This window comes from Streptomyces sp. NPDC003035 (genome assembly GCF_042888285.1).
GTDB lineage: Bacteria > Actinomycetota > Actinomycetes > Streptomycetales > Streptomycetaceae > Streptomyces.
Genome location: NZ_JBIAPJ010000004.1, coordinates 480,658 through 503,836 on the forward strand (window position 1 = coordinate 480,658; position 23,179 = coordinate 503,836).

The 23,179-nt window shown below is 69.0% G+C and carries 26 protein-coding genes, 1 pseudogene and 1 riboswitch; of the genes and pseudogenes, 13 read left to right on the forward strand and 14 right to left on the reverse strand.

Going from position 1 to position 23,179, the window contains the following annotated elements; all coding sequences use genetic code 11:
* Positions 1–13 precede the first annotated feature (13 nt).
* Together ACFYV5_RS15390 and ACFYV5_RS15395 are read right to left on the reverse strand one after the other, a co-directional pair.
* Entirely contained in the window at positions 14–1,132 is a 1,119-nt protein-coding gene (locus tag ACFYV5_RS15390; protein ID WP_389168595.1) for a lipid II:glycine glycyltransferase FemX, read from the reverse strand.
* Positions 1,133–1,246: 114 nt separating this feature from the next.
* The gene (locus ACFYV5_RS15395) at positions 1,247–1,561 is read right to left on the reverse strand and encodes a hypothetical protein (protein ID WP_355110729.1); all 315 of its coding nucleotides are present in this window, start codon (positions 1,559–1,561) and stop codon (positions 1,247–1,249) included.
* A gap of 284 nt (positions 1,562–1,845) precedes the next feature.
* Here ACFYV5_RS15395 and rpsF point away from each other — a divergent pair, with 284 nt between their 5' ends.
* The 4 genes from rpsF to rplI all read left to right on the forward strand — a co-directional run bounded on the left by rpsF (position 1,846) and on the right by rplI (position 3,556).
* Positions 1,846–2,136: a 30S ribosomal protein S6 gene (rpsF, locus tag ACFYV5_RS15400; RefSeq protein WP_004950685.1), complete on the forward strand. Its 291-nt coding sequence runs from the start codon at positions 1,846–1,848 to the stop codon at positions 2,134–2,136.
* 74 nt (positions 2,137–2,210) lie between these two features.
* The gene (locus ACFYV5_RS15405) at positions 2,211–2,795 is read left to right on the forward strand and encodes a single-stranded DNA-binding protein (protein WP_355110730.1); all 585 of its coding nucleotides are present in this window, start codon (positions 2,211–2,213) and stop codon (positions 2,793–2,795) included.
* A 59-nt stretch (positions 2,796–2,854) separates the two neighbouring features.
* Positions 2,855–3,091 (forward strand): 30S ribosomal protein S18, encoded by a 237-nt coding sequence (gene rpsR, locus ACFYV5_RS15410; protein WP_005315025.1) that lies wholly within the window; start codon positions 2,855–2,857, stop codon positions 3,089–3,091.
* Positions 3,092–3,109: 18 nt separating this feature from the next.
* Positions 3,110–3,556, forward strand: coding sequence for a 50S ribosomal protein L9 (rplI, locus tag ACFYV5_RS15415; RefSeq protein ID WP_158988579.1), 447 nt, complete (start codon positions 3,110–3,112; stop codon positions 3,554–3,556).
* 72 nt (positions 3,557–3,628) lie between these two features.
* Here the strand turns inward: rplI and ACFYV5_RS15420 are convergent, their stop codons facing one another.
* Positions 3,629–4,966: an MATE family efflux transporter gene (locus tag ACFYV5_RS15420; RefSeq protein WP_389168598.1), complete on the reverse strand. Its 1,338-nt coding sequence runs from the start codon at positions 4,964–4,966 to the stop codon at positions 3,629–3,631.
* A 426-nt stretch (positions 4,967–5,392) separates the two neighbouring features.
* Here ACFYV5_RS15420 and dnaB point away from each other — a divergent pair, with 426 nt between their 5' ends.
* The gene (gene dnaB / locus ACFYV5_RS15425; protein ID WP_355110732.1) at positions 5,393–6,880 is read left to right on the forward strand and encodes a replicative DNA helicase; all 1,488 of its coding nucleotides are present in this window, start codon (positions 5,393–5,395) and stop codon (positions 6,878–6,880) included.
* Positions 6,881–6,890: 10 nt separating this feature from the next.
* Here the strand turns inward: dnaB and ACFYV5_RS15430 are convergent, their stop codons facing one another.
* Positions 6,891–7,616, reverse strand: coding sequence for a dienelactone hydrolase family protein (locus tag ACFYV5_RS15430; protein ID WP_389168601.1), 726 nt, complete (start codon positions 7,614–7,616; stop codon positions 6,891–6,893).
* Positions 7,617–7,763: 147 nt separating this feature from the next.
* Between ACFYV5_RS15430 and ACFYV5_RS15435 the strand changes: the two genes are divergently transcribed.
* Positions 7,764–9,152, forward strand: coding sequence for a serine hydrolase domain-containing protein (locus ACFYV5_RS15435; RefSeq protein WP_389168603.1), 1,389 nt, complete (start codon positions 7,764–7,766; stop codon positions 9,150–9,152).
* 90 nt (positions 9,153–9,242) lie between these two features.
* Here the strand turns inward: ACFYV5_RS15435 and ACFYV5_RS15440 are convergent, their stop codons facing one another.
* From ACFYV5_RS15440 to ACFYV5_RS15455, 4 genes are all read right to left on the reverse strand, one after another.
* Positions 9,243–9,695, reverse strand: coding sequence for a GNAT family N-acetyltransferase (locus ACFYV5_RS15440; protein ID WP_389168605.1), 453 nt, complete (start codon positions 9,693–9,695; stop codon positions 9,243–9,245).
* A gap of 32 nt (positions 9,696–9,727) precedes the next feature.
* A complete protein-coding gene (locus ACFYV5_RS15445; RefSeq protein WP_355110736.1) occupies positions 9,728–10,186 on the reverse strand; it encodes a MarR family transcriptional regulator in 459 nt (152 codons plus the stop codon).
* A 78-nt stretch (positions 10,187–10,264) separates the two neighbouring features.
* Positions 10,265–11,128 (reverse strand): GNAT family N-acetyltransferase, encoded by an 864-nt coding sequence (locus ACFYV5_RS15450; RefSeq protein WP_389168608.1) that lies wholly within the window; start codon positions 11,126–11,128, stop codon positions 10,265–10,267.
* A gap of 5 nt (positions 11,129–11,133) precedes the next feature.
* Entirely contained in the window at positions 11,134–11,661 is a 528-nt protein-coding gene (locus ACFYV5_RS15455) for a DUF2269 domain-containing protein (RefSeq protein WP_355110738.1), read from the reverse strand.
* Positions 11,662–11,738: 77 nt separating this feature from the next.
* On the opposite strand from ACFYV5_RS15455, the gene ACFYV5_RS15460 reads away from it, so the two are divergent.
* Together ACFYV5_RS15460 and ACFYV5_RS15465 are read left to right on the forward strand one after the other, a co-directional pair.
* On the forward strand, positions 11,739–12,392 hold the full coding sequence (locus ACFYV5_RS15460) for an HAD family hydrolase (RefSeq protein ID WP_389168611.1): 654 nt from the start codon (positions 11,739–11,741) through the stop codon (positions 12,390–12,392).
* Positions 12,393–12,565: 173 nt separating this feature from the next.
* Positions 12,566–13,674, forward strand: a pseudogene (locus tag ACFYV5_RS15465) (globin domain-containing protein); the annotation flags it as partial.
* Here ACFYV5_RS15465 and ACFYV5_RS15470 read toward each other — a convergent pair.
* The 5 genes from ACFYV5_RS15470 to ACFYV5_RS15490 form a co-directional block, all read right to left on the reverse strand.
* Entirely contained in the window at positions 13,675–14,154 is a 480-nt protein-coding gene (locus ACFYV5_RS15470; protein WP_355110740.1) for an NUDIX hydrolase, read from the reverse strand.
* 35 nt (positions 14,155–14,189) lie between these two features.
* The gene (locus ACFYV5_RS15475; protein WP_355110741.1) at positions 14,190–15,086 is read right to left on the reverse strand and encodes a LysR family transcriptional regulator; all 897 of its coding nucleotides are present in this window, start codon (positions 15,084–15,086) and stop codon (positions 14,190–14,192) included.
* A 245-nt stretch (positions 15,087–15,331) separates the two neighbouring features.
* Positions 15,332–16,486, reverse strand: a complete 1,155-nt coding sequence (locus ACFYV5_RS15480) for a cystathionine gamma-lyase (RefSeq protein ID WP_389168614.1) — start codon at positions 16,484–16,486, stop codon at positions 15,332–15,334.
* Entirely contained in the window at positions 16,483–16,971 is a 489-nt protein-coding gene (locus ACFYV5_RS15485) for a low molecular weight protein-tyrosine-phosphatase (RefSeq protein WP_355110743.1), read from the reverse strand. The genes ACFYV5_RS15480 and ACFYV5_RS15485 overlap by 4 nt, the downstream gene beginning before the upstream one ends.
* Positions 16,972–16,980: 9 nt before the next feature.
* Positions 16,981–17,358, reverse strand: a complete 378-nt coding sequence (locus ACFYV5_RS15490; RefSeq protein WP_355110744.1) for a phage holin family protein — start codon at positions 17,356–17,358, stop codon at positions 16,981–16,983.
* 51 nt (positions 17,359–17,409) lie between these two features.
* Here ACFYV5_RS15490 and ACFYV5_RS15495 point away from each other — a divergent pair, with 51 nt between their 5' ends.
* The 4 genes from ACFYV5_RS15495 to ACFYV5_RS15510 all read left to right on the forward strand — a co-directional run bounded on the left by ACFYV5_RS15495 (position 17,410) and on the right by ACFYV5_RS15510 (position 19,696).
* Positions 17,410–17,727, forward strand: a complete 318-nt coding sequence (locus ACFYV5_RS15495) for a cupin domain-containing protein (protein ID WP_355110745.1) — start codon at positions 17,410–17,412, stop codon at positions 17,725–17,727.
* A gap of 132 nt (positions 17,728–17,859) precedes the next feature.
* Complete coding sequence (locus tag ACFYV5_RS15500; protein ID WP_389168618.1) at positions 17,860–18,078, forward strand: DUF5326 family protein; 219 nt, start codon at positions 17,860–17,862, stop codon at positions 18,076–18,078.
* Between the two features lie 276 nt (positions 18,079–18,354).
* Entirely contained in the window at positions 18,355–19,125 is a 771-nt protein-coding gene (locus tag ACFYV5_RS15505) for an IclR family transcriptional regulator (RefSeq protein WP_389168620.1), read from the forward strand.
* Positions 19,126–19,261: 136 nt separating this feature from the next.
* Complete coding sequence (locus tag ACFYV5_RS15510; protein WP_355110991.1) at positions 19,262–19,696, forward strand: SsgA family sporulation/cell division regulator; 435 nt, start codon at positions 19,262–19,264, stop codon at positions 19,694–19,696.
* Between the two features lie 75 nt (positions 19,697–19,771).
* Here the strand turns inward: ACFYV5_RS15510 and ACFYV5_RS15515 are convergent, their stop codons facing one another.
* Entirely contained in the window at positions 19,772–21,127 is a 1,356-nt protein-coding gene (locus ACFYV5_RS15515) for a YibE/F family protein (protein WP_355110748.1), read from the reverse strand.
* A gap of 71 nt (positions 21,128–21,198) precedes the next feature.
* Positions 21,199–21,345: riboswitch (TPP riboswitch) on the forward strand.
* On the opposite strand from ACFYV5_RS15515, the gene thiC reads away from it, so the two are divergent.
* Positions 21,339–23,114, forward strand: coding sequence for a phosphomethylpyrimidine synthase ThiC (gene thiC / locus ACFYV5_RS15520; RefSeq protein WP_389168622.1), 1,776 nt, complete (start codon positions 21,339–21,341; stop codon positions 23,112–23,114). Its footprint overlaps the riboswitch before it by 7 nt.
* The last annotated feature ends 65 nt before the right edge of the window (positions 23,115–23,179 follow it).

A 23,179-nucleotide genomic window follows, 5' to 3' on the forward strand; every position in this document is an offset into this window, starting at 1 on the left:
GACTACGCAACCGTCAGCGGCGCGACATGTAGATGTCGAGCGCCTTGTGAAGGAGCTTGTTGAGCGGGAAGTCCCACTCGCCGACGTACTCCACGGCCTCGCCGCCCGTTCCCACCTTGAACTGGATCAGGCCGAAGAGGTGGTCGGTCTCGTCGAGCGAGTCCGAGATGCCGCGCAGGTCGTAGACGGTCGCGCCCATCGCGTAGGCGTCGCGCAGCATCCGCCACTGCATCGCGTTCGAGGGCCGGACCTCACGACCGATGTTGTCCGATGCTCCGTACGAGTACCAGACATGCCCGCCCACCACGAGCATGGTGGCCGCGGACAGGTTCACCCCGTTGTGGCGCGCGAAGTAGAGCCGCATCCGGTTGGGGTCCTCGCTGTTGAGGACGGTCCACATGCGCTGGAAGTAGGAGAGCGGGCGCGGGCGGAAGTGGTCGCGGACGGCCGTGATCTCGTACAGCCGCTGCCACTCGGCGAGGTCCTCGTAACCGCCCTGGACGACCTCGACGCCGGCCTTCTCGGCCTTCTTGATGTTGCGGCGCCAGAGCTGGTTGAAGCCCTTGAGGACGTCGTCGAGGGAGCGGTTCGCGAGGGGGACCTGGAAGACGTAGCGGGGCTGGACGTCGCCGAAGCCGGCGCCGCCGTCCTCGCCCTGCTGCCAGCCCATCTTCCGCAGCCGGTCGGCCACTTCGAAGGCGCGCGGCTCGATGTGCGTGGCCTCGACGTCCTTGAGGCGCTTGACGTCCGGGTCCTGGATACCGGCCTTGATGGCGGCCGAGTCCCAGCGCCGGATGACGACCGGCGGGCCCATCTTCACGGAGAAGGCGCCCTGCTGCTTGAGATGCGCGAGCATCGGCTGCAGCCAGTCGTCGAGGTTGGGGGCGTACCAGTTGATGACCGGGCCCTCGGGCAGATAGGCGAGGTACCGCTTGATCTTCGGCAGCTGGCGGTAGAGCACGAGGCCCGCGCCGACGAGTTCGCCGGACTTGTCGAACCAACCCAGGTTCTCCGAGCGCCACTCGGTCTTCACATCAGCCCACGCCGGGACCTGGCAGTGGCTCGCCGCGGGCTGACTCTGGATGAATGCCAGATGCTGCTCACGGCTGATGGTCCTCAGGGTCAGGCTCATGCGGGGCGCTCCTCGGCAGGTGTGTCCCCATCGGTACAGGGGCTCCGGCTCTCGCGCCGAAGCCTACTGCGACCGGGGAGCGCCCCGATTGGGCATGGGGCCCTCGGCGAGTGGCTAGCCGATCAAGCCTCCGAAGAGACCGCCATGGGCCATGCCGAGGAAGAAGCCCACCGCCGCGGCGCCGAGACCGACGACCAGTGCGAAGCGTTCCCTGGTGGTGACGGAGATGAACTGTCCGTAGGCGCCCGCGATGATCCCGATCAGCCCTGCCCAGGAGCTGAGCAGGTGCAGGTTGTGGAACATCGCGGTGACGAAGGCGAGGACGCCCAGGACGAGTGTCAGCCCGACCAGGGTGTCCTGGAGCGGGTGGGGCTTGCCGTCGGTGGCGAGAAGGGAATGTCCGGGGTCGGGTCGCATTGCCTGTGCCATGGAGCACCTCCTGGCGTGCCTGCCGGAAGGCGGCGCATCCTAGCGCCGCCCACATCCGTTGTGTACAGATTGCGTCCCCCCACCACCGGATTTCAACCGGAAGCCGGTGTGCGGGTAGTCTGTACGGTCTGCACCGGTGTCTGCCCAGGTCCGTCCAGGATCCCGACTCCCTCCTCGCTCGCCGAGGGGGATTGTCAGTGGTGGCCGATACCGTTGCTTACGCATCACGACCCTCCTGCCACGGAACGACCGTGGCCGCTGAGTCCAAAGGAGGTGGGTTCCACATGCGTCACTACGAGGTGATGGTCATCCTCGACCCCGATCTCGAGGAGCGCGCTGTCTCCCCGTTGATCGAGAACTTCCTTTCTGTCGTCCGTGAGGGCAACGGAAAGGTCGAGAAGGTCGACACCTGGGGCCGTCGTCGTCTCGCCTACGAGATCAAGAAGAAGCCCGAGGGCATCTACTCGGTCATCGACCTGCAGGCCGAGCCTGCGGTCGTCAAGGAGCTCGACCGCCAGATGAACCTGAACGAGTCGGTCCTCCGGACCAAGGTCCTCCGTCCCGAGACCCACTGAGCATCTAGCTCAGAGGTCATCGGGTTCGAGTAGCAGTAAGCAGCCAGAAGCAATCCCGCCGAGAGGTTCACCCAATGGCAGGCGAGACCGTCATCACGGTCGTCGGCAATCTTGTCGACGACCCCGAGCTGCGCTTCACCCCGTCCGGTGCGGCGGTCGCGAAGTTCCGTATCGCGTCCACCCCCCGCACCTTCGACCGTCAGACCAATGAGTGGAAGGACGGCGAGAGCCTGTTCCTGACCTGCTCGGTCTGGCGTCAGGCGGCGGAGAACGTCGCCGAGTCGCTTCAGCGAGGCATGCGCGTCGTCGTGCAGGGCCGTCTGAAGCAGCGGTCCTACGAGGACCGCGAGGGCGTCAAGCGCACGGTCTACGAGCTGGACGTCGACGAAGTCGGCCCCAGCCTCAAGAACGCCACGGCCAAGGTCACCAAGACCACCGGTCGCGGTGGCCAGGGTGGCTTCGGCGGCGGTGGCGGCCAGCAGGGCGGCGGCAACTGGGGCGGAAGCTCCGGTGGCGCTCCGCAGGGTGGCGGCGGTGCTCCCGCCGACGACCCGTGGGCGACCAGCGCGCCGGCCGGTGGCAGCCAGCCGCAGGGCGGCGGAGGCGGCTGGGGTGGAAACTCCAGCGGCGGCGGCTACTCGGACGAGCCCCCCTTCTAGGGGCACTCCCCTCGAAGAGGGCTCGTACCCCCACTTCTTGATCACACAGGAGAAACACCATGGCGAAGCCGCCTGTGCGCAAGCCTAAGAAGAAGGTCTGCGCGTTCTGCAAGGACAAGACCGCGTACGTGGACTACAAGGACACGAACATGCTGCGGAAGTTCATTTCCGACCGTGGCAAGATCCGTGCCCGCCGCGTGACCGGCAACTGCACGCAGCACCAGCGTGACGTCGCCACGGCCGTCAAGAACAGCCGTGAGATGGCGCTGCTGCCCTACACGTCCACCGCGCGATAAGGGAAGGGTGACCGAAAAATGAAGATCATCCTGACCCACGAGGTCTCTGGCCTCGGTGCCGCCGGCGATGTCGTCGACGTCAAGGACGGATACGCTCGCAACTACCTGGTCCCGCGTGGTTTCGCGATCCGCTGGACCAAGGGTGGCGAGAAGGACGTGGCGCAGATCCGCCGCGCCCGCAAGATCCACGAGATCGCGACCATCGAGCAGGCCAACGAGATCAAGGCCCGGCTCGAGGGCGTGAAGGTGCGTCTGGCCGTTCGCTCCGGCGACGCCGGCCGCCTCTTCGGCTCCGTGACCCCGGCCGACATCGCCACGGCGATCAAGTCCGCGGGTGGCCCCGACGTCGACAAGCGTCGCGTCGAGCTCGGTTCGCCGATCAAGACCCTGGGCTCGCACCAGGTGTCCGTGCGTCTGCACCCCGAGGTTGCCGCGAAGCTCGGCGTCGAGGTCGTCGCCGCGTAACGCTGCTCTCAGCAGTATGGAAGGGCCGCACCCCTCGGGGTGCGGCCCTTCCGCCGTTTCACGTGAAACACGTCAACGCGTGGCTCCTGTGACGATCCACCGACCGGAGCGCGACCGCAGCCAGAGCGTCAGCATCCGTACGGCCATCATGAGCGTCATCGCCCACCACAGGGCCATCAGTCCGCCGCCGAGGGCCGGCACCAGGAGTGCGACCGGGGCGAAGACGGCCAGGGTGAGGAGCATCGCCCAGGCCAGGTAGGGGCCGTCACCCGCGCCCATGAGGACGCCGTCGAGGACGAAGACCACGCCGGAGATCGGCTGGGACACCGCAACGACCAGCAGGGCCGGGAGCAGGGTGTCCTGGACCGTCGTGTCGCTCGTGAACAGGGGGATGAAGAGCGGGCGGGCAACCACGATCAGTGCGCCCAGCACGATGCCCGAGACCATGCCCCACTGGACCATCCGCCGACAGACCTGCCGTGCGCCTTCGGCGTCGTCGGCTCCGAGGTAGCGGCCGATGATGGCCTGTCCCGCGATCGCGATCGCGTCCAGGGCGAAGGCCATCAGGGTCCACAGGGACAGGATGATCTGGTGGGCGGCGACCTCGGCGTCGCCGAGCCGGGCCGCGACGGCCGTGGCGATCATCAGAACCGCTCGCAGGGAGAGCGTACGGACGAGGAGTGGGACGCCCGCCTGGGCACTGGCGCGTATGCCGGCCGCGTCCGGACGCAGGGAGGCGCCGTGGCGCCTGGCTCCCCGGACGACGACGACGAGATAGGCGGCGGCCATGCCGCACTGGGCGATCACGGTGCCCCAGGCGGAGCCGGCGATGCCCATGCCGGCGCCGTACACCAGGCCGACGTTGAGGAGGGCGTTGGCCGCGAAGCCGCCGATGGCGACGTACAGCGGTGTCCGGGTGTCCTGAAGGCCGCGCAGGACGCCCGTGGCGGCCAGGACGACGAGCATGGCGGGGATACCGAGGCTGGAGATGCGGAGATACGTGATGGCGTACGGGGCGGCGGTGTCGGAGGCGCCGAACACGTCGACCAGCCAGGGGGCGGTGGGCAGCGTCAGGGCGACGACGGCTCCGCCCAGGAAGAGCGCGAGCCAGATGCCGTCCATGCCCTGGCGGATGGCGGACTGGAGGTCACCGGCTCCGACGCGGCGGGCGACGGCGGCGGTGGTGGCATAGGCGAGGAAGACGAAGACGCTCACGGCGGTGGTGAGCAGGGCTGCCGCGATGGCCAGCCCGGCGAGCTGAGGGGTGCCGAGGTGGCCGACAATGGCGCTGTCGACCATGAGGAAGAGCGGCTCGGCGACGAGCGCGCCGAAGGCCGGGAGGGCGAGCGAGATGATCTCTCGGTCGTGCTGCCGACGGGCGGCCTTGGGGGTCGGGGGAGCCTCGGTCATGAACGCCAATCTAATCTTCCACAGGTAAGACATGCAATGGGGGATGGGCCCTTACATTCTCCAGGTGTGGGGCTTCGGGTGTGCGCCGTTTGTTCTGATCTTGGCCCGGAGTCAGAAGTTTTTCTCCCCCACAGCCGGTGGATGGAAAAAGGCCAGGTCAGGGGCGCGTGCCGGGGTGGGGTATGAGTTTGTCCACATGGCTGTCCCCCGGTCCGTGCACAGGTTCTGTGGAGTTCTCCACAGCATCTGGTCCTTCACCCACAGGCCCTGTGGATAACCAGATTGGCTGACGGTGCCCGCGGGCCTACCGTGGTCCGGCGCCCCACGCGCCAGAAGCGGAGTCAAAGCCTCTTGTTTGTCCGAGCCGTGGCGTAAGAAAGAGTGGCACGGGCTAGGTCCGCGGAGCGGACGGGAGGAGGTGGCTTGATGAGCATTCCAGAGCCGTTGGACGACCCCTGGGCCGACAGCGGACCGAGTGACCGGCTGCCCGTCGCTCGACCCCGCGCCGAGGGCCGTGGGCGCGGTCGGGGCCGTGAGGACCAGCACGACCGCGGCAGCGACAGCGGCCCGTGGGACGGCGGTCTCTCCGGCTTCGAGCGGGTGCCCCCGCAGGACCTCGACGCCGAGCAGTCCGTTCTCGGCGGCATGTTGCTCTCCAAGGACGCCATCGCGGACGTCGTGGAGATCATCAAGGGCCACGACTTCTACAAGCCCGCCCACGAGACGGTCTACGCGGCGATCCTCGACCTGTACGCCAAGGGCGAGCCCGCCGACCCGATCACCGTCGGCGCCGAACTCACCAAGCGCGGCGAGATCACCCGCGTCGGCGGGGCCTCCTATCTGCACACCCTCGTCCAGTCGGTCCCGACGGCGGCCAACGCCGCGTACTACGCGGAGATCGTCCACGAGCGCGCCGTGCTCCGCCGGCTCGTGGAGGCCGGCACCAAGATCACGCAGATGGGATACGCGGCCGACGGAGACGTCGACGAGATCGTGAACTCGGCACAGGCCGAGATCTACGCGGTCACCGAGCAGCGGACCACCGAGGACTATCTGCCGCTCGGCGACATCATGGAGGGCGCTCTCGACGAGATCGAGGCGATCGGCTCGCGCAGCGGCGAGATGACGGGTGTGCCGACCGGCTTCACCGACCTCGATCAGCTCACCAACGGACTGCACCCCGGCCAGATGATCATCATCGCGGCCCGTCCCGCCATGGGTAAGTCGACTCTCGCCCTGGACTTCGCCCGGGCCTGCTCCATCAAGCACAACCTGCCGAGCGTCATCTTCTCCCTCGAAATGGGCCGCAACGAGATCGCGATGCGCCTTCTCTCGGCGGAGGCCCGGGTCGCGCTGCACCACATGCGCTCCGGAACCATGACGGACGAGGACTGGACCCGACTGGCGCGTCGGATGCCGGACGTCTCCCAGGCCCCGCTCTACATCGACGACTCCCCGAACTTGTCGATGATGGAGATCCGTGCCAAGTGCCGCCGGCTCAAGCAGCGTGCCGGCCTCAAGCTCGTGGTCATCGACTACCTCCAGCTGATGCAGTCGGGCGGCTCCAAGCGGGCCGAGAGCCGACAGCAGGAGGTCTCCGACATGTCGCGAAACCTGAAGCTCCTGGCCAAGGAGCTGGAGCTGCCGGTGATCGCGCTCTCGCAGCTGAACCGTGGTCCCGAACAGCGCACCGACAAGAAGCCGATGGTCTCCGACCTGCGTGAATCCGGCTCGATCGAGCAGGACGCGGACATGGTGATCCTGCTGCACCGCGAGGACGCCTACGAGAAGGAGTCACCGCGCGCGGGCGAGGCGGACATCATCGTGGGCAAGCACCGAAACGGTCCGACGGCGACGATCACCGTGGCCTTCCAGGGTCACTACTCCCGCTTCGTGGACATGGCGCAGACCTGACCGGCGTGGCTCACTGCGTCACGGGCAGGCACTCGGCGAGCAGGCCGACGATGTCGCGCCAGGCTCGCTGCGCGTGCTGCGGGTGGTAGCCGATGCCGGGGAGCACGGTGTGGTCGACCGGCGGGTGGTGGAAGGCGTGCACGGCTCCGCCGTAGACCACGAGGCGCCAGTCGACGCCCGCGGCCTGCATCTCGGCGGCGAAGGCGTCCCGTTGCTCAGCGGGCATGATCGGGTCCTCCGATCCGACCCCGGCCCACACGGGGCAACGGATGCGCGCCGCCTCGCCCGGTCGGCCCGTGGTCGGTGCGTTGACCGTCCCGATCGCGCGCAGGTCGACGCCGTCGCGCCCGAGTTCCAGTGCGATCGCGCCCCCGGTGCCGTAGCCGATGGCGGCGATCCGGTCGGGGTCGGTCCGCGGTTCGGTGCGCAGCACATCGAGTGCCGCGTGTCCGATGCTCCGCATCCGGTCGGGGTCGGCGAGCAGTGGCATGCAACGGGCCAGCATCTCCTCGGGGTCGCCCAAGTAGCGCCCACCATGAAGGTCGAAGGCCAGCGCCACGTACCCCAGTTCGGCCAGGGCGTCGGCCCGGCGGCGCTCGACGTCGCTGAGCCCCACGCCCTCGGGGCCGATCAGGACCGCGGGCCGTCGGTCGACGCCTTCGGGGAGCGCGAGGTGCCCGATCATCGTGAGGCCGTCGGCCGGGTAGGCGACCGTGCGCGTGGTAACCGTCGTCATGAGACCGGACTGTAGTGATGGTCGAGCCCGGGTCGGGCCGGTCTTCACCGTCGGCAGAACCCGAGGACTTCCGTGCCAGGTGCCGGGGACGTCCGCCCCGCGCGAAATGTGGTCGACTCCGGCGGGGGAACGGCGTTGGATCGGTGTATGACCTCACCCTCATCCTTCGATGTGCTGCTTCCCAGTACCGAGCGTGCTCTGTCGCACCGCGTAGCCGTCGCTCAGTCCGAGGGGAGGTCGCCCTCCTTCGTCGGTGCGGTGGCCCGTGATGGGGCGATGGTGTGGAGCGGGTCGCGCAGCTGCGTGGACGGCCACGCCCCGGACGCCGACACGCAGTACCGGATCGGTTCCCTCACCAAGGTGTTCACCGCCGTTCTGGTGATGCGGCTCCGGGACGAGGGGCTCCTGGATCTGAACGACCCCTTGGAGAAGCACCTTTCCGGTACGGGCGTCGGCGAGGTGACCATCGCTCAACTCCTCGGGCACACCGCAGGCCTCGCGGCCGAGACGCCGGGGCCGTGGTGGGAGCGGACACCGGGGACCACCCGGCCGGAGCTGGTCGACGTCCTGGGCGAGGAGCCCCTCCTCCAGACCGCGGGGCGCCGGTATCACTACTCCAACCCCGGCTACACCCTGCTCGGTTCGCTGGTCGAGAAGGTCCGCGGAATGTCCTGGGAGGAGGCGCTGCGCGGCGAAGTCCTGGAGCCGCTGGGGCTGACGCGTACGACCGTGCAGCCGGTGGCTCCCTACGCCGGTGGCTGGGCCGTGCACCCCTGGGCGGATGTGATGCTCCCCGAACCGACCGAGCATCTGGGCCTGATGGCGCCGGCCGGACAGCTCTGGTCCACGGCCGAGGATCTCTGCCGCTTCGCCGGATTCCTCGCGCGGGGCGACGACCGCGTGTTGAGCGCGGCTTCCGTCGAGGAGATGCGGACGCCGGCGGCGCCGCCGGGAGCGGGCGAATGGGAGGGCGGCTACGGCCTCGGTGTCCAACTGCTGCGCAAGGACGGCCGGACGCTGATCGGCCACACCGGCTCGCTGCCCGGCTTTGTGGCGTGCCTCTGGGTGAGTGTGGAGGACGGGGTGGCGGCGGTCGCGCTCGCCAACGCCACCTCGGGGCCGCTGACGCCGGCGGTGGCCGCGGATCTGGTACGGATCGTGGCGGATGCCGAGCCCAGGTTCCCCGAGCCGTGGCGACCGTTGCCGGAGGCCGACGTCGATCAGGAGCTGCTGGAGTTGACCGGGCCCTGGTACTGGGGAACGTACGCGTTCGGGCTGCGCCTGGGGTCCGACCGGAGCGTGGTCCTCGAGCCCTTGCGCGGCGCCGGACGGCGGGCGACCTTCCGGGCGCTGACCGACGGTGGGTGGATCGGCCTGACCGGCTACTACGCGGGGGAGACGCTGCGCGTGGTGCGGCGGCCGGACGGCTCGGTGAGCCATCTGGATCTCGCTTCCTTCGTCTTCACCCGAGAGCCGTACGAGCGGGGCGATGCGGTCCCCGGCGGGGTCGACGAAGCGGGCTGGCGCGGCCTCTGATCCGGTTGTTTCACGTGAAACGGGACGACACGACGACAGGCGACAGGCCGTCGAAGGCGAAGTGCCTCGGCGGCCTGTGTGCCGAAGGTTTCAGAGCGCCAGCTTGAAGCCCAGGTGCGAGGCCTCGAACCCCAGCCGCTCGTAGAAGCGGTGGGCGTCCGTACGGGTGGCGTCGGAGGTCAGCTGCACCAACTGGCAGTCCTGTCGCCGGGACTCCTCGACGGCCCACTCGATGAGCTGGGTGCCGAGGCCACTGCCCCGCTCCTCCGCGTGGATGCGGACGCCTTCGATGATCGACCGGGTGGACCCGCGCCGGGAGAGCCCGGGGATGACCGTGAGCTGCAGGGTGCCGACGACCTTGCTCCCGCGCGCGGCGACGACGAGATGCTGGTTCGGGTCCTGTGCCAGTCGTTCGAAGGCCGCGGTGTACGGCGTGAGGTCGTCCGGGGACTCGCGCTGCGCGCCCAGGGGGTCGTCGGCGAGCATCGCGACGATGTCCGGGAGATCCTCAGCGGTGGCGGGCCGTATCTCAAGATCGCTCATGGGGCGCAGACTACGCCCGGGAGCTGTTCGGGCTAGGCCGGAACCCGCAGTCCCTCGACGACGCGGACCAGGGGAGCCAGCTCAGGATTCTTCGCCGCCTCGTCGAGCGCCTCGCGCAGTGCCCCGTCATTGGTGGGCCGTGCCTCTTCGAGCAGCTTCATGCCGGCTTCGGTGACGTCGGTGTAGATGCCGCGCCGGTCGGTGGTGCAGAGGTAGCGCGTGAGGAGGCCGCGATCCTCCAGACGGGTCACCAGTCGCGTGGTGGCGCTCTGGCTGAGCACGACGGCGTCCGCGACCTGCTTCATCTGGAGGTGCCCGCCGGGACCGCTGTGCTGGCGGCTGAGCACATCGAGCAGCGAGTACTCGCGCATGCTCAGACCGTGCTTGGCCTCCAGTGCGCGCTCGATGTGGGATTCGATCCTGCCGTGCAGCAATGAGAGCGCGCACCAGCCCTGGGAGAGCGCGGTGAGTGCGGGGTCGGTCGCGGTCATGGTCTCTCCTCGGTCCGGAGCGGCTCCTCCCAGAGTAGACGATGACTGCAATAGCCCGCGTCTGCAATCACTTCGCTCTCATCCCGCCGCGACCGTGAGGGGGGCGAACCTCCGGTTCCAGTCACCCGGCAGAGCGGTGAGTGAGCGCACCATGACGGCGTTGAAGGCGATCGGGGCGAGACCGTTCGTCTTGAGCCAGCGCAGCAACGACTCGTGGCGCACATCGATGTCCGTGCGCAGGGGGCGGTCCGTGGCGGTGGCCAGGGAGGCGACGAGGGCCTGCGCTGTCCCCGTGTCCCGGGCGATCAGGGGGCCGATGACATGGGTCTCCATGTTCGGCCAGGCCGCCGCGAAGCCGGTGATCTCTCCGTCCACCTCAGAGACGCGGAGCTGGTCCGCGAAGGCGGGCAGGCGGGTGATCATATGGGTCCGGTCCAGGCCGAAGATCTCCGCGTCCAGACGCAGGACCGCCTGGAGGTCCTCCGCGGTGGCGGGGCGGGTGGGGATGTCCGGAGCCGGGTCCGTAGCCGTGAAGCGACCGGCGACCATCTCCGCGCGGCCCGTCTGGATGAAGCCGAGCTGCTCGTAGAGAGGTTGTCCGTTCGGGGTCGCATGGAGCGTCATCGGGGTGTCCCCGGCTTTGTCCAGCACATGGAGCATCAGCCGGCGCCCCACGCCCCGGCGTGCGTACCGCTCGGCGACCAGCACCATGCCGATCGCCGCCAGCCCCGGCCCGTACGACGTGACCACACAGGCCGCGATCAGTCCCTTGCCGGCCGGATCGTCGATGCCGTAGCCAGTCCCGGCGGTGAGCAGCAGGCTCCACTTGTGTTCCTCGCGGAGCCAGCCCCGGTCCTCGGAGAGATCGGCGCAGGCGGTGAGGTCGTCCGCCGTGAGACATCTGATGGGAAGCTGGTCGAGCGGAGCGAGCGAGGTCGGCATGGAGCTCAGGCTGTCCGACGTACTGATCGTCCGTCCACCGCTTTACGGGAACCGGCCCGTGCCCGCAGGCGGCGGCCCCTTCGCGTGAGCCCCCAGGGCTTCAGTACCGAGACTGCCGTCATGAAGAGGTAGGCCGTCGTCGACACCGTCGGCGCCGCCACCAGACTGAAGTCCGGCACCCCGACCGCCGCCGCGTGCTCGATCTCCGGGCGCAGAGCGATGACGGTCGCGGCCGCGGTGGCCAGGGTGAGCCAGAACTTGATCCAGACCCAGCGATGGTGGGCGAGACCCCAGGGCGTCCCCAGCGACAGCACCAGGCCGCTCACCAGGGTGGCTGCGGCGACCGGGGCCAGGAGCCAGTCGGCGAACACCTTCATCGCGCGATAGGAGGCTTCCGTGAGGGAGGGATCGCCCGTCGTCCAGGCCGCGATGCCGAGCGCCAGCAGTCCCACGCTGAGCCCGAGCCACGCCACGGAGACGGCGACATGGACCACGAGGAGAGCCCGCCGAGCGGGTCGCTTGAGATGTTTCACGTGAAACACCGTGCCGCTCGGTGCTCCCATCCCGCGTCTGACCGGGGGAGTAGCCACACGTACTAGCCTCGGCGTACATGACGACCTTCCAGGGCAGAGGCAGACTCCATCTCTTCGATCTCGACGGCACTCTGATCCGAGGGTCGGCCGCGGCCGTGGAGATCTCCCGGCAGCTGGGTCTCAGCGAGGAGATCGCAGCCCTGGAGCGGGGATTTCTGCTGGAGGGGCTGACACCCGACGAGTTCGCCGTCCAAGCCCGCGAGCTCTGGTCCGCCCTGACCGCCGAGCAGGTCACGGCCGCCTTCGAGGGGGCGCCCTGGCTGGCCGGCATCCGTGAGGTCTGGGCGGACATCCGGGCCCAGGGAGGTCGCTGTGCGGTCATTTCGCTCTCGCCGGACTTCTTTGTCGAGCGGCTCCTCGACTGGGGGGCCGATGCGGCGCATGGTTCCCGATGGCCGTCGGTTCCCTTCACGGCGCCCATCCATCGCCCGGGGATCCTCGATGCCGCGGCGAAGGTGAGCATCGCGCGACGCCTCTGCGCGAAGTACGGGATGGGGTTCGAGGACTGTGTCGCCTACGGCGACTCGATGTCCGATGCCGAGCTCTTCGCCGCGGTCCCCTTGGCGGTGGCGGTGAACGCGGACCGTCATCTGGCCGGGCTCTCCCGCCATGCCTACGTGGGAGGCGATCTACGAGAGGCGTACGAGCTGGTTCAAAAGGGCGCAGCCTAGTCGTACGCCGGGGGCTAATGCCCGAGAATTCCACTTTCTGTCCGAACCGATGGCCGAACCTGCCACGCTGCGGCGACAAGAGCCGCTTGCGCGAGGCGAGGCACATGATGGACGCTCCGACCCCCCTGTCGGCCGCTGAGGGCGACGCACCACCCCGGATACCCTCGGAATCCCCTCCCGACGCGGTCCTCGTCCGCCGCACCCTGGCGGAGATCGCCCCCGTGGCCGACAAGGTCACCTCGTACTTCTACGCGCTGCTCTTCGTCCGCCACCCGGAGCTGCGCTCGATGTTCCCCGTGGCCATGGATACCCAGCGGGACCGGCTTCTCGCGTCGCTGCTGACGGCGGCCGAGCACATGGACAACGTCCCGGTGCTCACCGAGTACCTCCAGAACCTGGGCCGCGGGCACCGCAAGTACGGCACACAGTCGGCTCACTACCCGGCCGTCGGCGAGGCCCTGATCGGGGCGCTGATCCGGTACGCCACGGTGACGTGGGACGAGGAGACGGAAGCCGCCTGGGTGAGGACGTACACCACGATCTCGCAGATCATGATCGACGCGGCGGCCGAGACCGAGCGGCACACGCCCGCCTGGTGGCAGGCCGAGGTCGTCTCGCACGATCTACGGACCCCGGACATCGCGGTGATCACACTCCGCCCCGACCAGCACTACCCCTTCCTCGCCGGCCAGTACACGACGCTGGAGGCACCCTGGTGGCCGCGCGTATGGCGGCACTACTCCTTCGCCTCCGCGCCCGCCCCGACGGACTGCTCTCCCTGCACGTCAAGGCGGTTCCGGCCGGCTGGGTCTCCAACGCCCTGGTCCACCACGCGCGCCCCGGTGACGTCCTGCGCCTCGGGCCGCCGGCCGGGTCGATGACGGTAGACCACACCACGGACAACGGACTGCTCTGCCTGGGCGGCGGCACCGGGATAGCCCCCATCAAGGCGCTGGTGGAGGATGTGGCCGAACACGGGGCCCGGCGCCCCGTGGAGGTGTTCTACGGGGCGCGCAGCGGCCATGACCTTTACGACATCGACACGATGATGCGGCTCCAGCAGACCTTCCCCTGGCTGTCGGTGCGGCCGGTCACCGAGGACAGGGCGCAGTTGCTGGACGCCGTGCGTCAGTACGGCCCCTGGAACGAGTACGAGGCCTATCTGTCGGGGCCGCCCGGCATGATCCGCCGCGGGGTCGACACTCTGCGGGGCATCGGGATCCCCGCCGAGCGGATCCGCCACGATTCGCTGGAGGACCTGGTAACGGTGGGCGGCGGGTAGTCAGCCCAGGTCGGGCGCGTGCATGGCGCGGACGCCTTCGATGTTGCCGTCCAGGTAGTGACGCAGGGACAGCGGTACGAGATGGACCGCGGCGATACCGATCCGGGTGAACGGCACCCGGACGATCTCGTACTCGCCGACGGGTTCCTCGACCTCGGGTCCGTGGCGCAACGAGGGGTCCATCGACTCGAGCCGGCAGACGAAGAAATGCTGGACCTTCACCCCCGAGACGCCGCCGTCGACGATGTGCTCCACGGTGTCCACGAAGCAGGGGACCACATCGGTGATCTTGGCGCCCAGTTCCTCGTGCACCTCGCGGTGGAGGGCCTGGACGACGGTGGGGTCCGAGGCCTCTACCCCGCCGCCGGGTGTCACCCAGTAGGGATCCATCCCCGGCTTGGTGCGCTTGATGAGGATGAGGTCGTTTCCGTCGAGCAGGATGGCGCGTGCGGTGCGCTTGACCACAGGGCGTTCGGTCATGGGAAGAAAATGGCCCGCCAGGGGTGTCCTGAAACTCACCAGTCCCCAGAGGCGCGCAGGAGCCACTCGTGGGCCCGCGCGATGTGGGGCAGTGGAAGGGTGCCGGCCCGGACGACGAGGAAGTACGTCCGCAGCGGGGGAACCGGCGGATCGAGCAGCGCCACGAGACGTCCCTGCGCCAGGGCGTCCTCGCACAGATAGCGCGGCAGGACGGCGAGGCCGGCCTCGGAGGCCGCCGATTCCAGGACGGCCCGCAGATCGGGCGCTATGACCGTGGCGGCCGCGGCCGGCTTGGTCTCGAAGACGGCCGCCCAGTAGCGGGAGACGAACGGCAGCGACTCGTGGACCTCCACCACCGGCAGCTGCTCCAGGACGACGGCACCCTTGCGCAGCAGCACCTCCGGTGCGAGCCGGGCGGCCCACCGCGGGGCGGCGACCAGGACGTGCTCCTCGTCGCAGAGCGGGGTGGAGGTGAGCAGGCCGCCGCGCGGGCGGGCGGTGGCGATGGCCAGGTCGTGATGGCCCGCAGCGAGGCCGTCGAGGATCTCCTCGGTGTTCCCGGAGAAGGAGGCCCGTACGGCCAGTCCCTGGGAGACGAGGGGCGTGAGGGCGGGCAGTGCGCGTACCGAGGTGAACTCGGGAGGCCCGGCGAGATGGAGCGTACGGATGCCGCTCTCCTCGCCCGGGCCTGTCTCGGCGATCTCGACGAGCGCGTCCAGATGCGGGGCGGCGCGGTGGGCCAGCTCGTCGCCGATGGTGGTGGGAGTGACGCCACGGGCCTGTCTGAGGAAGAGCGGGCGGCCCAGCTGTCGTTCCAGGGTGCGGATCTGGCTGGTGACCGCGGGCTGGGACAGTCCGAGAAGCGCCGCGGCGCGCGTGAAGGAGCCGGCCCGGTGCACCGTGACGAATGTGCGCAGCAGGGCGAGATCCATGTCCGCCCCCTCCCGGCCGTGCGGCCGTTCGACTCAGGCGGTCGGCTGACGGCGCCTCAGGACCGTCCAACTATAAATAAGTCGATAGGCCTCTGTCGCTACCGTGATTGGACACTGACGCAGAGTCAACTAGCCTTGGTCAGGCGGTTCTCCGCGCGTGGAACCGGGGCGTTCCGAGCCATGAGGGGGGAGGCTCGGAGCGCCCCGTTCCGTGTGCCGTCCTGCGGTGGCCGTACGTCAGCAGGTCAGCCGGCGGTCTTCTCGGCCTCGTCGAGGGCGCGCAGCACGTCCGCGATCAGGTCCTCCGGGTCCTCCGCGCCGACGGAGAAGCGGATGAAACCCTCCGGGACGGAGTCGCCTCCCCACCGTCCGCGCCGCTCGGCCGTGGAGCGCACACCGCCGAAGCTGGTGGCGTCGTCCACGAGGCGCAGTCCGTCGAGGAACCGCTCCGCCCACGCCCGGTCGGGAAGGACGAAGGACACCACGGGCCCGAAGCGCCGCATCTGCCGCGACGCCACCGCGTGCGAGGGGTCGTCGGGCAGTCCCGGATAGCGCAGCCCCGCCACCTCGGCGCGCGCGTCCAGGGCCTTCGCGAGGGCGAGGGCCGAGGCGCACTGCCGGTCGATGCGGAGGTGGAGCGTGGCGAGGGAGCGATGCGCGAGCCAGGCCTCCATCGGGCCGGGGATCGCGCCGACGATCTTCCGCCAGCGCCGTACCTCCGCCGCCCGTCGCGGATCGCGGCAACTGACGTGACCGAGCAGGATGTCGCCGTGCCCGGTCATGCCTTTCGTGTCGCTCGCGACGGAGAAGTCCGCGCCGAGCTCCAGGGGGCGCTGGCCGAGCGGGGTGGCCAGGGTGTTGTCGACCGCGACGAGCGCTCCGCTCTCGTGCGCCGCGCGCACCAGGCGACGGATGTCGCAGACGTCGAGCCCGGGGTTGGAGGGCGTCTCGATCCACAGCAGCCGGGCTCCGTCCAGTACGGACAGCTGGGCGTCGCCGCCCGTCGGCGCGGTACGGACCTCGATGCCGTACGCCCTGAGCTGCTCGTGGAGCAGCGGCAGCGCCTGGTAACCGTCGTCCGGCATGACGACCGTGTCGCCCGCCGTGAGCTGGGAGAAGAGGACGGCGGAGATGGCCGCCATGCCCGAGGCGAAGACGAGCGTCTCGACGCCCGGCTCCCCCGGTGCCTCCAGCTCGCCGATGGCGCGTTCCAGATGGGTCCAGGTGGGGTTCTCGTCCCGCCCGTACGTGTAGGGGCCGGTGGGGTCGCCCGGGAGGTGGAAGTGGGCGGCGAACACCGGCCCCGGCAGGGTCGGCTCGTACTTCACCGGCTCGGGAAGCCCGGCGCGCACCGCCCGCGTCCCCTCACCGAGTCCGTCGCCCACTGCGTCCGTGCTCATGCCGCTCGTTCCTCCACCCTCTCGCGCACCGCGGCGAGCAGTCCCTCGCTCGCGGCCTCCACCATCTCCAGGCACTCCTCGAACCCTTCCGTCCCGCCGTAGTACGGGTCGGGCACATCCGGACCGTCGGCCGCCGGGTCGTACGAGCGCAGCAGCCGTATCTTCGCCGCGTCGTCCGGGGTCGGGGCGAGCCGCCGGAGCTCCCGCAGATGCCCCTCGTCGAGGGCGATCACCAGATCGAGCGCCGGGAACCACGAGGCACGGAACCGGCGGGCCGTGTGGGCGGAGGCGTAACCGTGGTCCTCCAGGACGGCGACTGTGCGCCGATCGGCGCCCTCGCCCTCGTACCAGCCGCCGGTGCCCCCGCTGTCCACCTCCACCGCGCCCGCCAGGCCGGCCTCCTCCACGCGCGCGCGGAAGACGGACTCGGCCATCGGCGAGCGGCAGATGTTGCCGGTGCAGACGAAACAGATGCGGTACGTCATCGTCCGCACTCAGTCCCCGTCGGGGAGAACGACGTTGAGCGCCCAGGAGACGACGGAGATGATCAGGCCACCGAGCACGGCGGTCCAGAAGCCTTCGACGTGGAAGCTGAGGTCGAGCTGGTCGGCCAGCCAGGAGGTGAGCAGCAGCATCAGGGCGTTGATCACCAGGGTGATCAGGCCGAGGGTGAGGATGAACAGCGGAAGCGAGATCAGTTTGACGACCGGCTTCACCAAGAAGTTCACCAGCCCGAAAACCAGGGCGACGAGGATGAGCGTCCAGGCCTTCTTGCCCGTGCTGTCACCGGTCAAGGTGATGTCCTGGAGCAGCCAGATGGCCACTCCCAGGGCGCCCGCGTTCGCGAGCGTCTTGACTACGAAATTCTTCATGTGTCTGATCGTGGCAGACATGATCGGGCCAAGGGCAGGGGCGGACGCACGATGAAGGCATTCCGACTGGACGAGTTGGAGGCGGAGCGCGCCGCCAACGACGGCGCGTACCTCCAGTTCCTGCGGGAGCGGAACATGTCGGTGGGTCTGTACGCGCTCGACGCGGGCTCCCTCGACCCGCAGCAGCCGCATGGTCAGGACGAGGTGTACTTCGTCGTGAGCGGCCGTGCCGCGATCACGGTCGGGATGGAGACGACACAGGTCGCGCGCGGCAGCGTGGTCTATGTGCCGGCCGGGGTGGCCCACAAGTTCCACCACATCACCGAGGATCTCCGGGTCATGGTGGTCTTCTCCCCGCCGGAGTCCTGACCTCCCCTAGGGGTCGGATCAGGGGACAGCAAGGGACGCGAGGCCCCCGCGGGCCCCGGTACCGCCCCTAGCATCGGGAGTGTTCGGCGCAGAGTGCGCGGAGCGGAGTCTGCGGGAGATGAGGTAAGCGCGATGGCGGTACGAGAGATTCTCGCGGGGATGCCCTGGTGGGTGAAGTGGGTGGCGATACCGGTCATCGCCCTGCTCGTCTTCGGTGGCCTGATCACCAGCATCGCGATGGTCGTGATCGGCCTGCTCTTCAAGGCGCTGGTCTTCGTCGCCCTCGTCGGCGGACTGATCTACGTCGTGCGGAAGTTCACCTCCTCGTCGGCCTCGCGCGAGGACTGGTAGCATAAGCTACCCGCCGGTATGAGCCGACCGCTCGCTGTTAGCCCGGCCGAGGGACGCGGTGGTTGAATCCGCGTTCATGCCCTGGGCCTCCCATTAGAGTGGAATCTCTGCCGCCCCGGGGAAACTGGCGTAGACCTCAGCGCTGACCAGCCGTTCTTCACCTGTCCCGGGCGGGTCCGCCACCGGACCCCACCGGTTCCCAGGCCGCGGCGGGCGCGCGGGGGCGGCCCCCGCGGGCGGGTGCGCGGCACCCGTCGTCACGCCTGGGGGTGACCTTTGGCCACGGCTTCGCAGTCTGCTGTTCCTACCCTGATCGGCTCGGTGCAGCGGGCGCTGAGACTCCTGGAGGCCGTGGGCTCCCACGAGGACGGAGCTCCCGCCAAACAGCTCGCGCGCGAGGCGGGGCTCCCGCTTCCGACCGCGTACCACCTGCTCCGCACTCTGACGCACGAGGGCTATCTGCGCCGCGAGAAGGGTGTGTTCGTGTTCGGCGACGCGGCGGGCCGACTGGCCGGCGGTGGAGTTCTGCAGAATCGTCGCACCAAGATCGAAGACTCCCTCGCGCACTGGCGCGACGAGATCGGCGTCCCTGTCTACTTCGCGATCTACCGCGAGGGTGAGATCGAGCTCGTCGCCGTCGCCGACACCCCCTCCACTCCCGCCGTGGACGAGTGGGCCGACTTCCGCGAGACCGGACACGCCCATGCGATCGGGCAGTGCCTGCTCAGTCAACTGGATCTGAAGAGTCGTCAAGACCACCTCGACCGCCATCCGGTGGAAACCATCACTCCGTATACGGTGCGTAACCGGCGGGTGCTTTTGGAGCGTTTGGGCGGTATGGGGCGAATGGAGCCCCTGGTGGAGCGTCAGGAATATGCGCTCGGCACGGTCTGTGCCGCCATCCCGATCACTGCCGGGTCCACGGCGGCCGCCATGGCGATTTCCCTCCCTCTTCACCAGGAAGAACGGTTGCTGCCCGCAGTCGATCAGCTACGCAACGAGATCGGGAGGTTGTTCAGCTCCTTCGCTTTCTCTATCAGTATCTGAAAAATCACTCCTTGTGATCTGCTAGCGCTTCCACCACGATTGCGTCAAGAGGGCCATGGGGGATCATTCCTGGCCTTTTTGATCACCTTTCAGCAGCCGTGTTTACACAACTGCTTCATCTACTGCGGGGTACATGATGCGAGAGTCGGTTCAGGCCGAGGTCCTGATGAGCTTCCTCGTCTCCGAGGAGCTCTCCTTCAGGATCCCGGTGGAACTCCGGTACGAGACCCGGGACCCCTACGCGGTACGGATGACCTTCCATCTCCCCGGAGACGCGCCCGTGACCTGGGCGTTCGGACGGGAACTGCTGCTGGACGGGATCAACCGACCGAGCGGGGACGGTGATGTGCACATCGCGCCGACCGCACCCGAGGCACTTTCGGACGTCTCCATCCGGCTCCAGGTCGGCAGCGACCGGGCCCTGTTCCGGGCCAGCGCTCCGCCGCTCGTCGCCTTCCTCGACCGTACGGACAGGTTGGTTCCGCTTGGTCAGGAACGAACGCTGGGCGACTTCGAAGGCCATCTGGAAGCCGCTCTCGGCCGGATTCTGGCAGAGGAGAACGCAGGCTGAGCGCCCCGGCGTGCTGCCCCGGGAGCCCGGCGCTCCCCGGCGCGCTCCCCGGCCGGGAGCGCCCGGAGCGGCCGATCACTTCGCCCGGCGGCGGCGCCCACCTTTGGACGATCGCTTCTCGGAAGCGAGGTCGCCCGGCCGGTCGGCGGAGACCACGAGGGCGGCCAGCGCGGTGGTGACCGGGACCGACGCGACGAGACCGATCGATCCCACCAGCGTCCGGACGATCTCCTCCGCGACCAGCTCGCTGTTGGCCACTGTCCCCACGCTGCTCTGCGCGATCGAGAAGAGCAGCAGCAGGGGCAGGGCCGCACCGGCGTAGGCGAGCACCAGCGTGTTCACCACGGACGCGATGTGGTCGCGGCCGATCCGGATCCCGGCCCGGTACAGCGCACGGGGGCCCATCCGGGGATCGGCCTGGTGGAGCTCCCACACCGCCGAGGTCTGGGTCACCGTCACGTCGTCGAGGACACCGAGCGAACCGATGATGATGCCCGCGAGCAGCAGGCCGGACATGTCGATGTCCGGGTAGAGGCCGTGGATCAGACCCGTGTTGTCGTCCGTGTTGCCGCTGAGCGACGCCCAGCCGATGAAGAGCGAACCGAGCAGCCCGATCAGCAGCAGTGAGATCAGCGTGCCGAGCACCGCGACCGAGGTACGGGCCGACAGGCCGTGACACATGTAGAGCGCGATCAGCATGATCGCGCTGGACCCGACCACCGCGACCACCAGCGGATTCGAGCCCTGGAGAATCGCCGGCAGGATGAAGAAGGTCAGGATCAGGAAGCTCACGGCGAGCGAGATCAGCGCCATCACGCCGCGCAGCCGGCCGACGAGCACGACCGCGAGCGCGAAGATCAGGGCGAGGACCGTCAGCGGAACCTTGCGGTTCACATCCGTCACCGAATACTGCAGGTCGCGCGGGGCGTCGGGGGCGTACGCCACCACCACGCCCTGTCCCTGATCCAGTTGACGGGGCGCGTCCGGCTGCACGATCTCCGTGAAGGTACGGCCCTTGTCGGGGCCGTCGGAGACCTCGATGGTCGCCTTCTCGCACTTCCCCTGCTGGGCGTTGACGGCCTCACGGCCCTCGGGCGTGGAGGTGTCCCCGGTCGGTGGGACCTGGGCGGCGTTCACGTCCCTGCAGTCGACCTGCTCGACCGCGACGACCTTGCCCTGGAAGGTCTGCCGGTCGAAACCGACGCCGGTGCGCTCGTGCTCGGGGGCGCCCCCCGGCCACAGGACGGCGAGACCGACCACCACGGCCGTGGCGAACGGGATCAGCACCGCGGCGATGACCCTGCGCAGATGGCGGGAGACGGGCGCGGCCGGCCCATGGCTGTGGGCGTGGCCATGCCCGTGGCCCGCGTCGCCATGTCCGCCATGTCCGCCGTGGCCGTCGGGTTCTGGGGTCTGCTGCGAGGAAGTCACCGACCGATCATCGCAAGAACGGTGGGGGCCCACTGTTCAGCACGGCCGGATTGACGCTAGCGTGGTGGCACCTTTGCACACGCGGGAGCTCGGAGCACCGGGCTGAGAGGGCGCTGATCACCGTACGCGCGTACTGACGTACGTACGGGAGGAGGCTGCGCCGACCGCCGAACCTGTTACCGGGTAATGCCGGCGTAGGGAGATCGGTCTCATGACCATTCAGGATGCACGCACGCCTGCCACCAGCCAGGACGAGCGCAAGCCGGGCTGGCACAAGGGGTACATCGAGGGTTCGCGCCCCGACCTCCGAGTGCCCGTCCGGCAGGTGCACCTCACCAACGGCAAGGACGTGACGCTCTACGACACGTCCGGTCCGTACACCGACCCCACCATCGACACCGACGTACGGCGGGGCCTGCCGCCGCTGCGCGAGAACTGGATCATCGGCCGCGGCGACACCGAGGAGTACGCGGGCCGCCCGGTCCGTCCCGAGGACGACGGCATCAAGCACACCTCGCCGCGCGGCGGTGGGCTGAAGAACCTCGACGCGGTCTTCCCCGGCCGTCCGCGGCTTCCCCGCCGGGGGCGCGACGGCCAGGCGGTGACGCAGCTCGCGTACGCCCGCCGGGGCGAGATCACCCCGGAGATGGAGTACGTCGCGATCCGCGAGAACGTCTCCCCCGAGGTCGTACGGGAGGAGATCGCCGCGGGTCGCGCGGTGCTCCCGGCGAACGTCAACCACCCGGAGATCGAGCCGATGATCATCGGCAAGCGGTTCCTGGTGAAGGTCAACGCCAACATCGGCAACTCCGCCGTGACCTCCTCCATCGAGGAGGAGGTGGAGAAGATGACCTGGGCCACCAAGTGGGGCGCGGACACGGTCATGGACCTCTCCACCGGCCGCAACATCCACACCACCCGCGAGTGGGTGCTGCGCAACTCCCCCGTGCCGATCGGCACCGTGCCGCTCTACCAGGCCCTGGAGAAGGTCGACGGCAAGGCCGAGGAGCTGACCTGGGAGATCTACAAGGACACGGTCATCGAGCAGGCCGAGCAGGGCGTCGACTACATGACGGTGCACGCCGGCGTACTGCTGCCGTACGTGCCCCTGACCGCCCGTCGCAAGACCGGCATCGTCTCGCGCGGCGGTTCGATCATGGCCGCCTGGTGTCTGGCGCACCACAAGGAGAACTTCCTCTACACGAACTTCGAGGAGCTCTGCGAGATCCTGGCGACGTACGACGTCACGTACTCGCTGGGCGACGGTCTGCGCCCCGGTTCGATCGCGGACGCCAACGACGCGGCGCAGTTCGCGGAGCTGAAGACGCTCGGCGAGCTCAACACGATCGCCAAGCGCCACAACGTCCAGACGATGATCGAGGGCCCGGGCCATGTCCCGATGCACAAGATCAAGGAGAACATCGACCTCCAGCAGGAGATCTGCGAGGAGGCGCCGTTCTACACCCTCGGCCCGCTGACCACGGACGTCGCTCCGGCGTACGACCACATCACCTCCGGCATCGGCGCCGCCATGATCGCCTGGTGGGGCACGGCGATGCTCTGTTACGTCACGCCCAAGGAGCACCTGGGCCTGCCGAACCGCGACGACGTGAAGACCGGCGTCATCACGTACAAGATCGCGGCGCACGCGGCCGACCTGGCCAAGGGGCACCCGGGGGCGCAGGAGTGGGACGACGCGCTGTCGGACGCGCGGTTCGAGTTCCGCTGGGAGGACCAGTTCAACCTGGCGCTCGACCCGGACACGGCTCGTGAGTTCCACGACGAGACGCTGCCGGCGGAGCCCGCGAAGACCGCGCACTTCTGCTCGATGTGCGGCCCGAAGTTCTGCTCGATGAAGATCTCGCAGGACATCCGGCGCGAGCACGGCGGCGACCTCCAGTCGGAGGAGATCGAGGCCGGGATGGCAGAGAAGTCCAAGGAGTTCGCGGCCGCGGGCAACCGGGTCTACCTGCCGCTGGCGGACTGACCGGGGAGGGATGTGACCGGCCGACGGCTACGGGGGCGTCGTCGGCCGGTCGCGTTCGCCTGTGA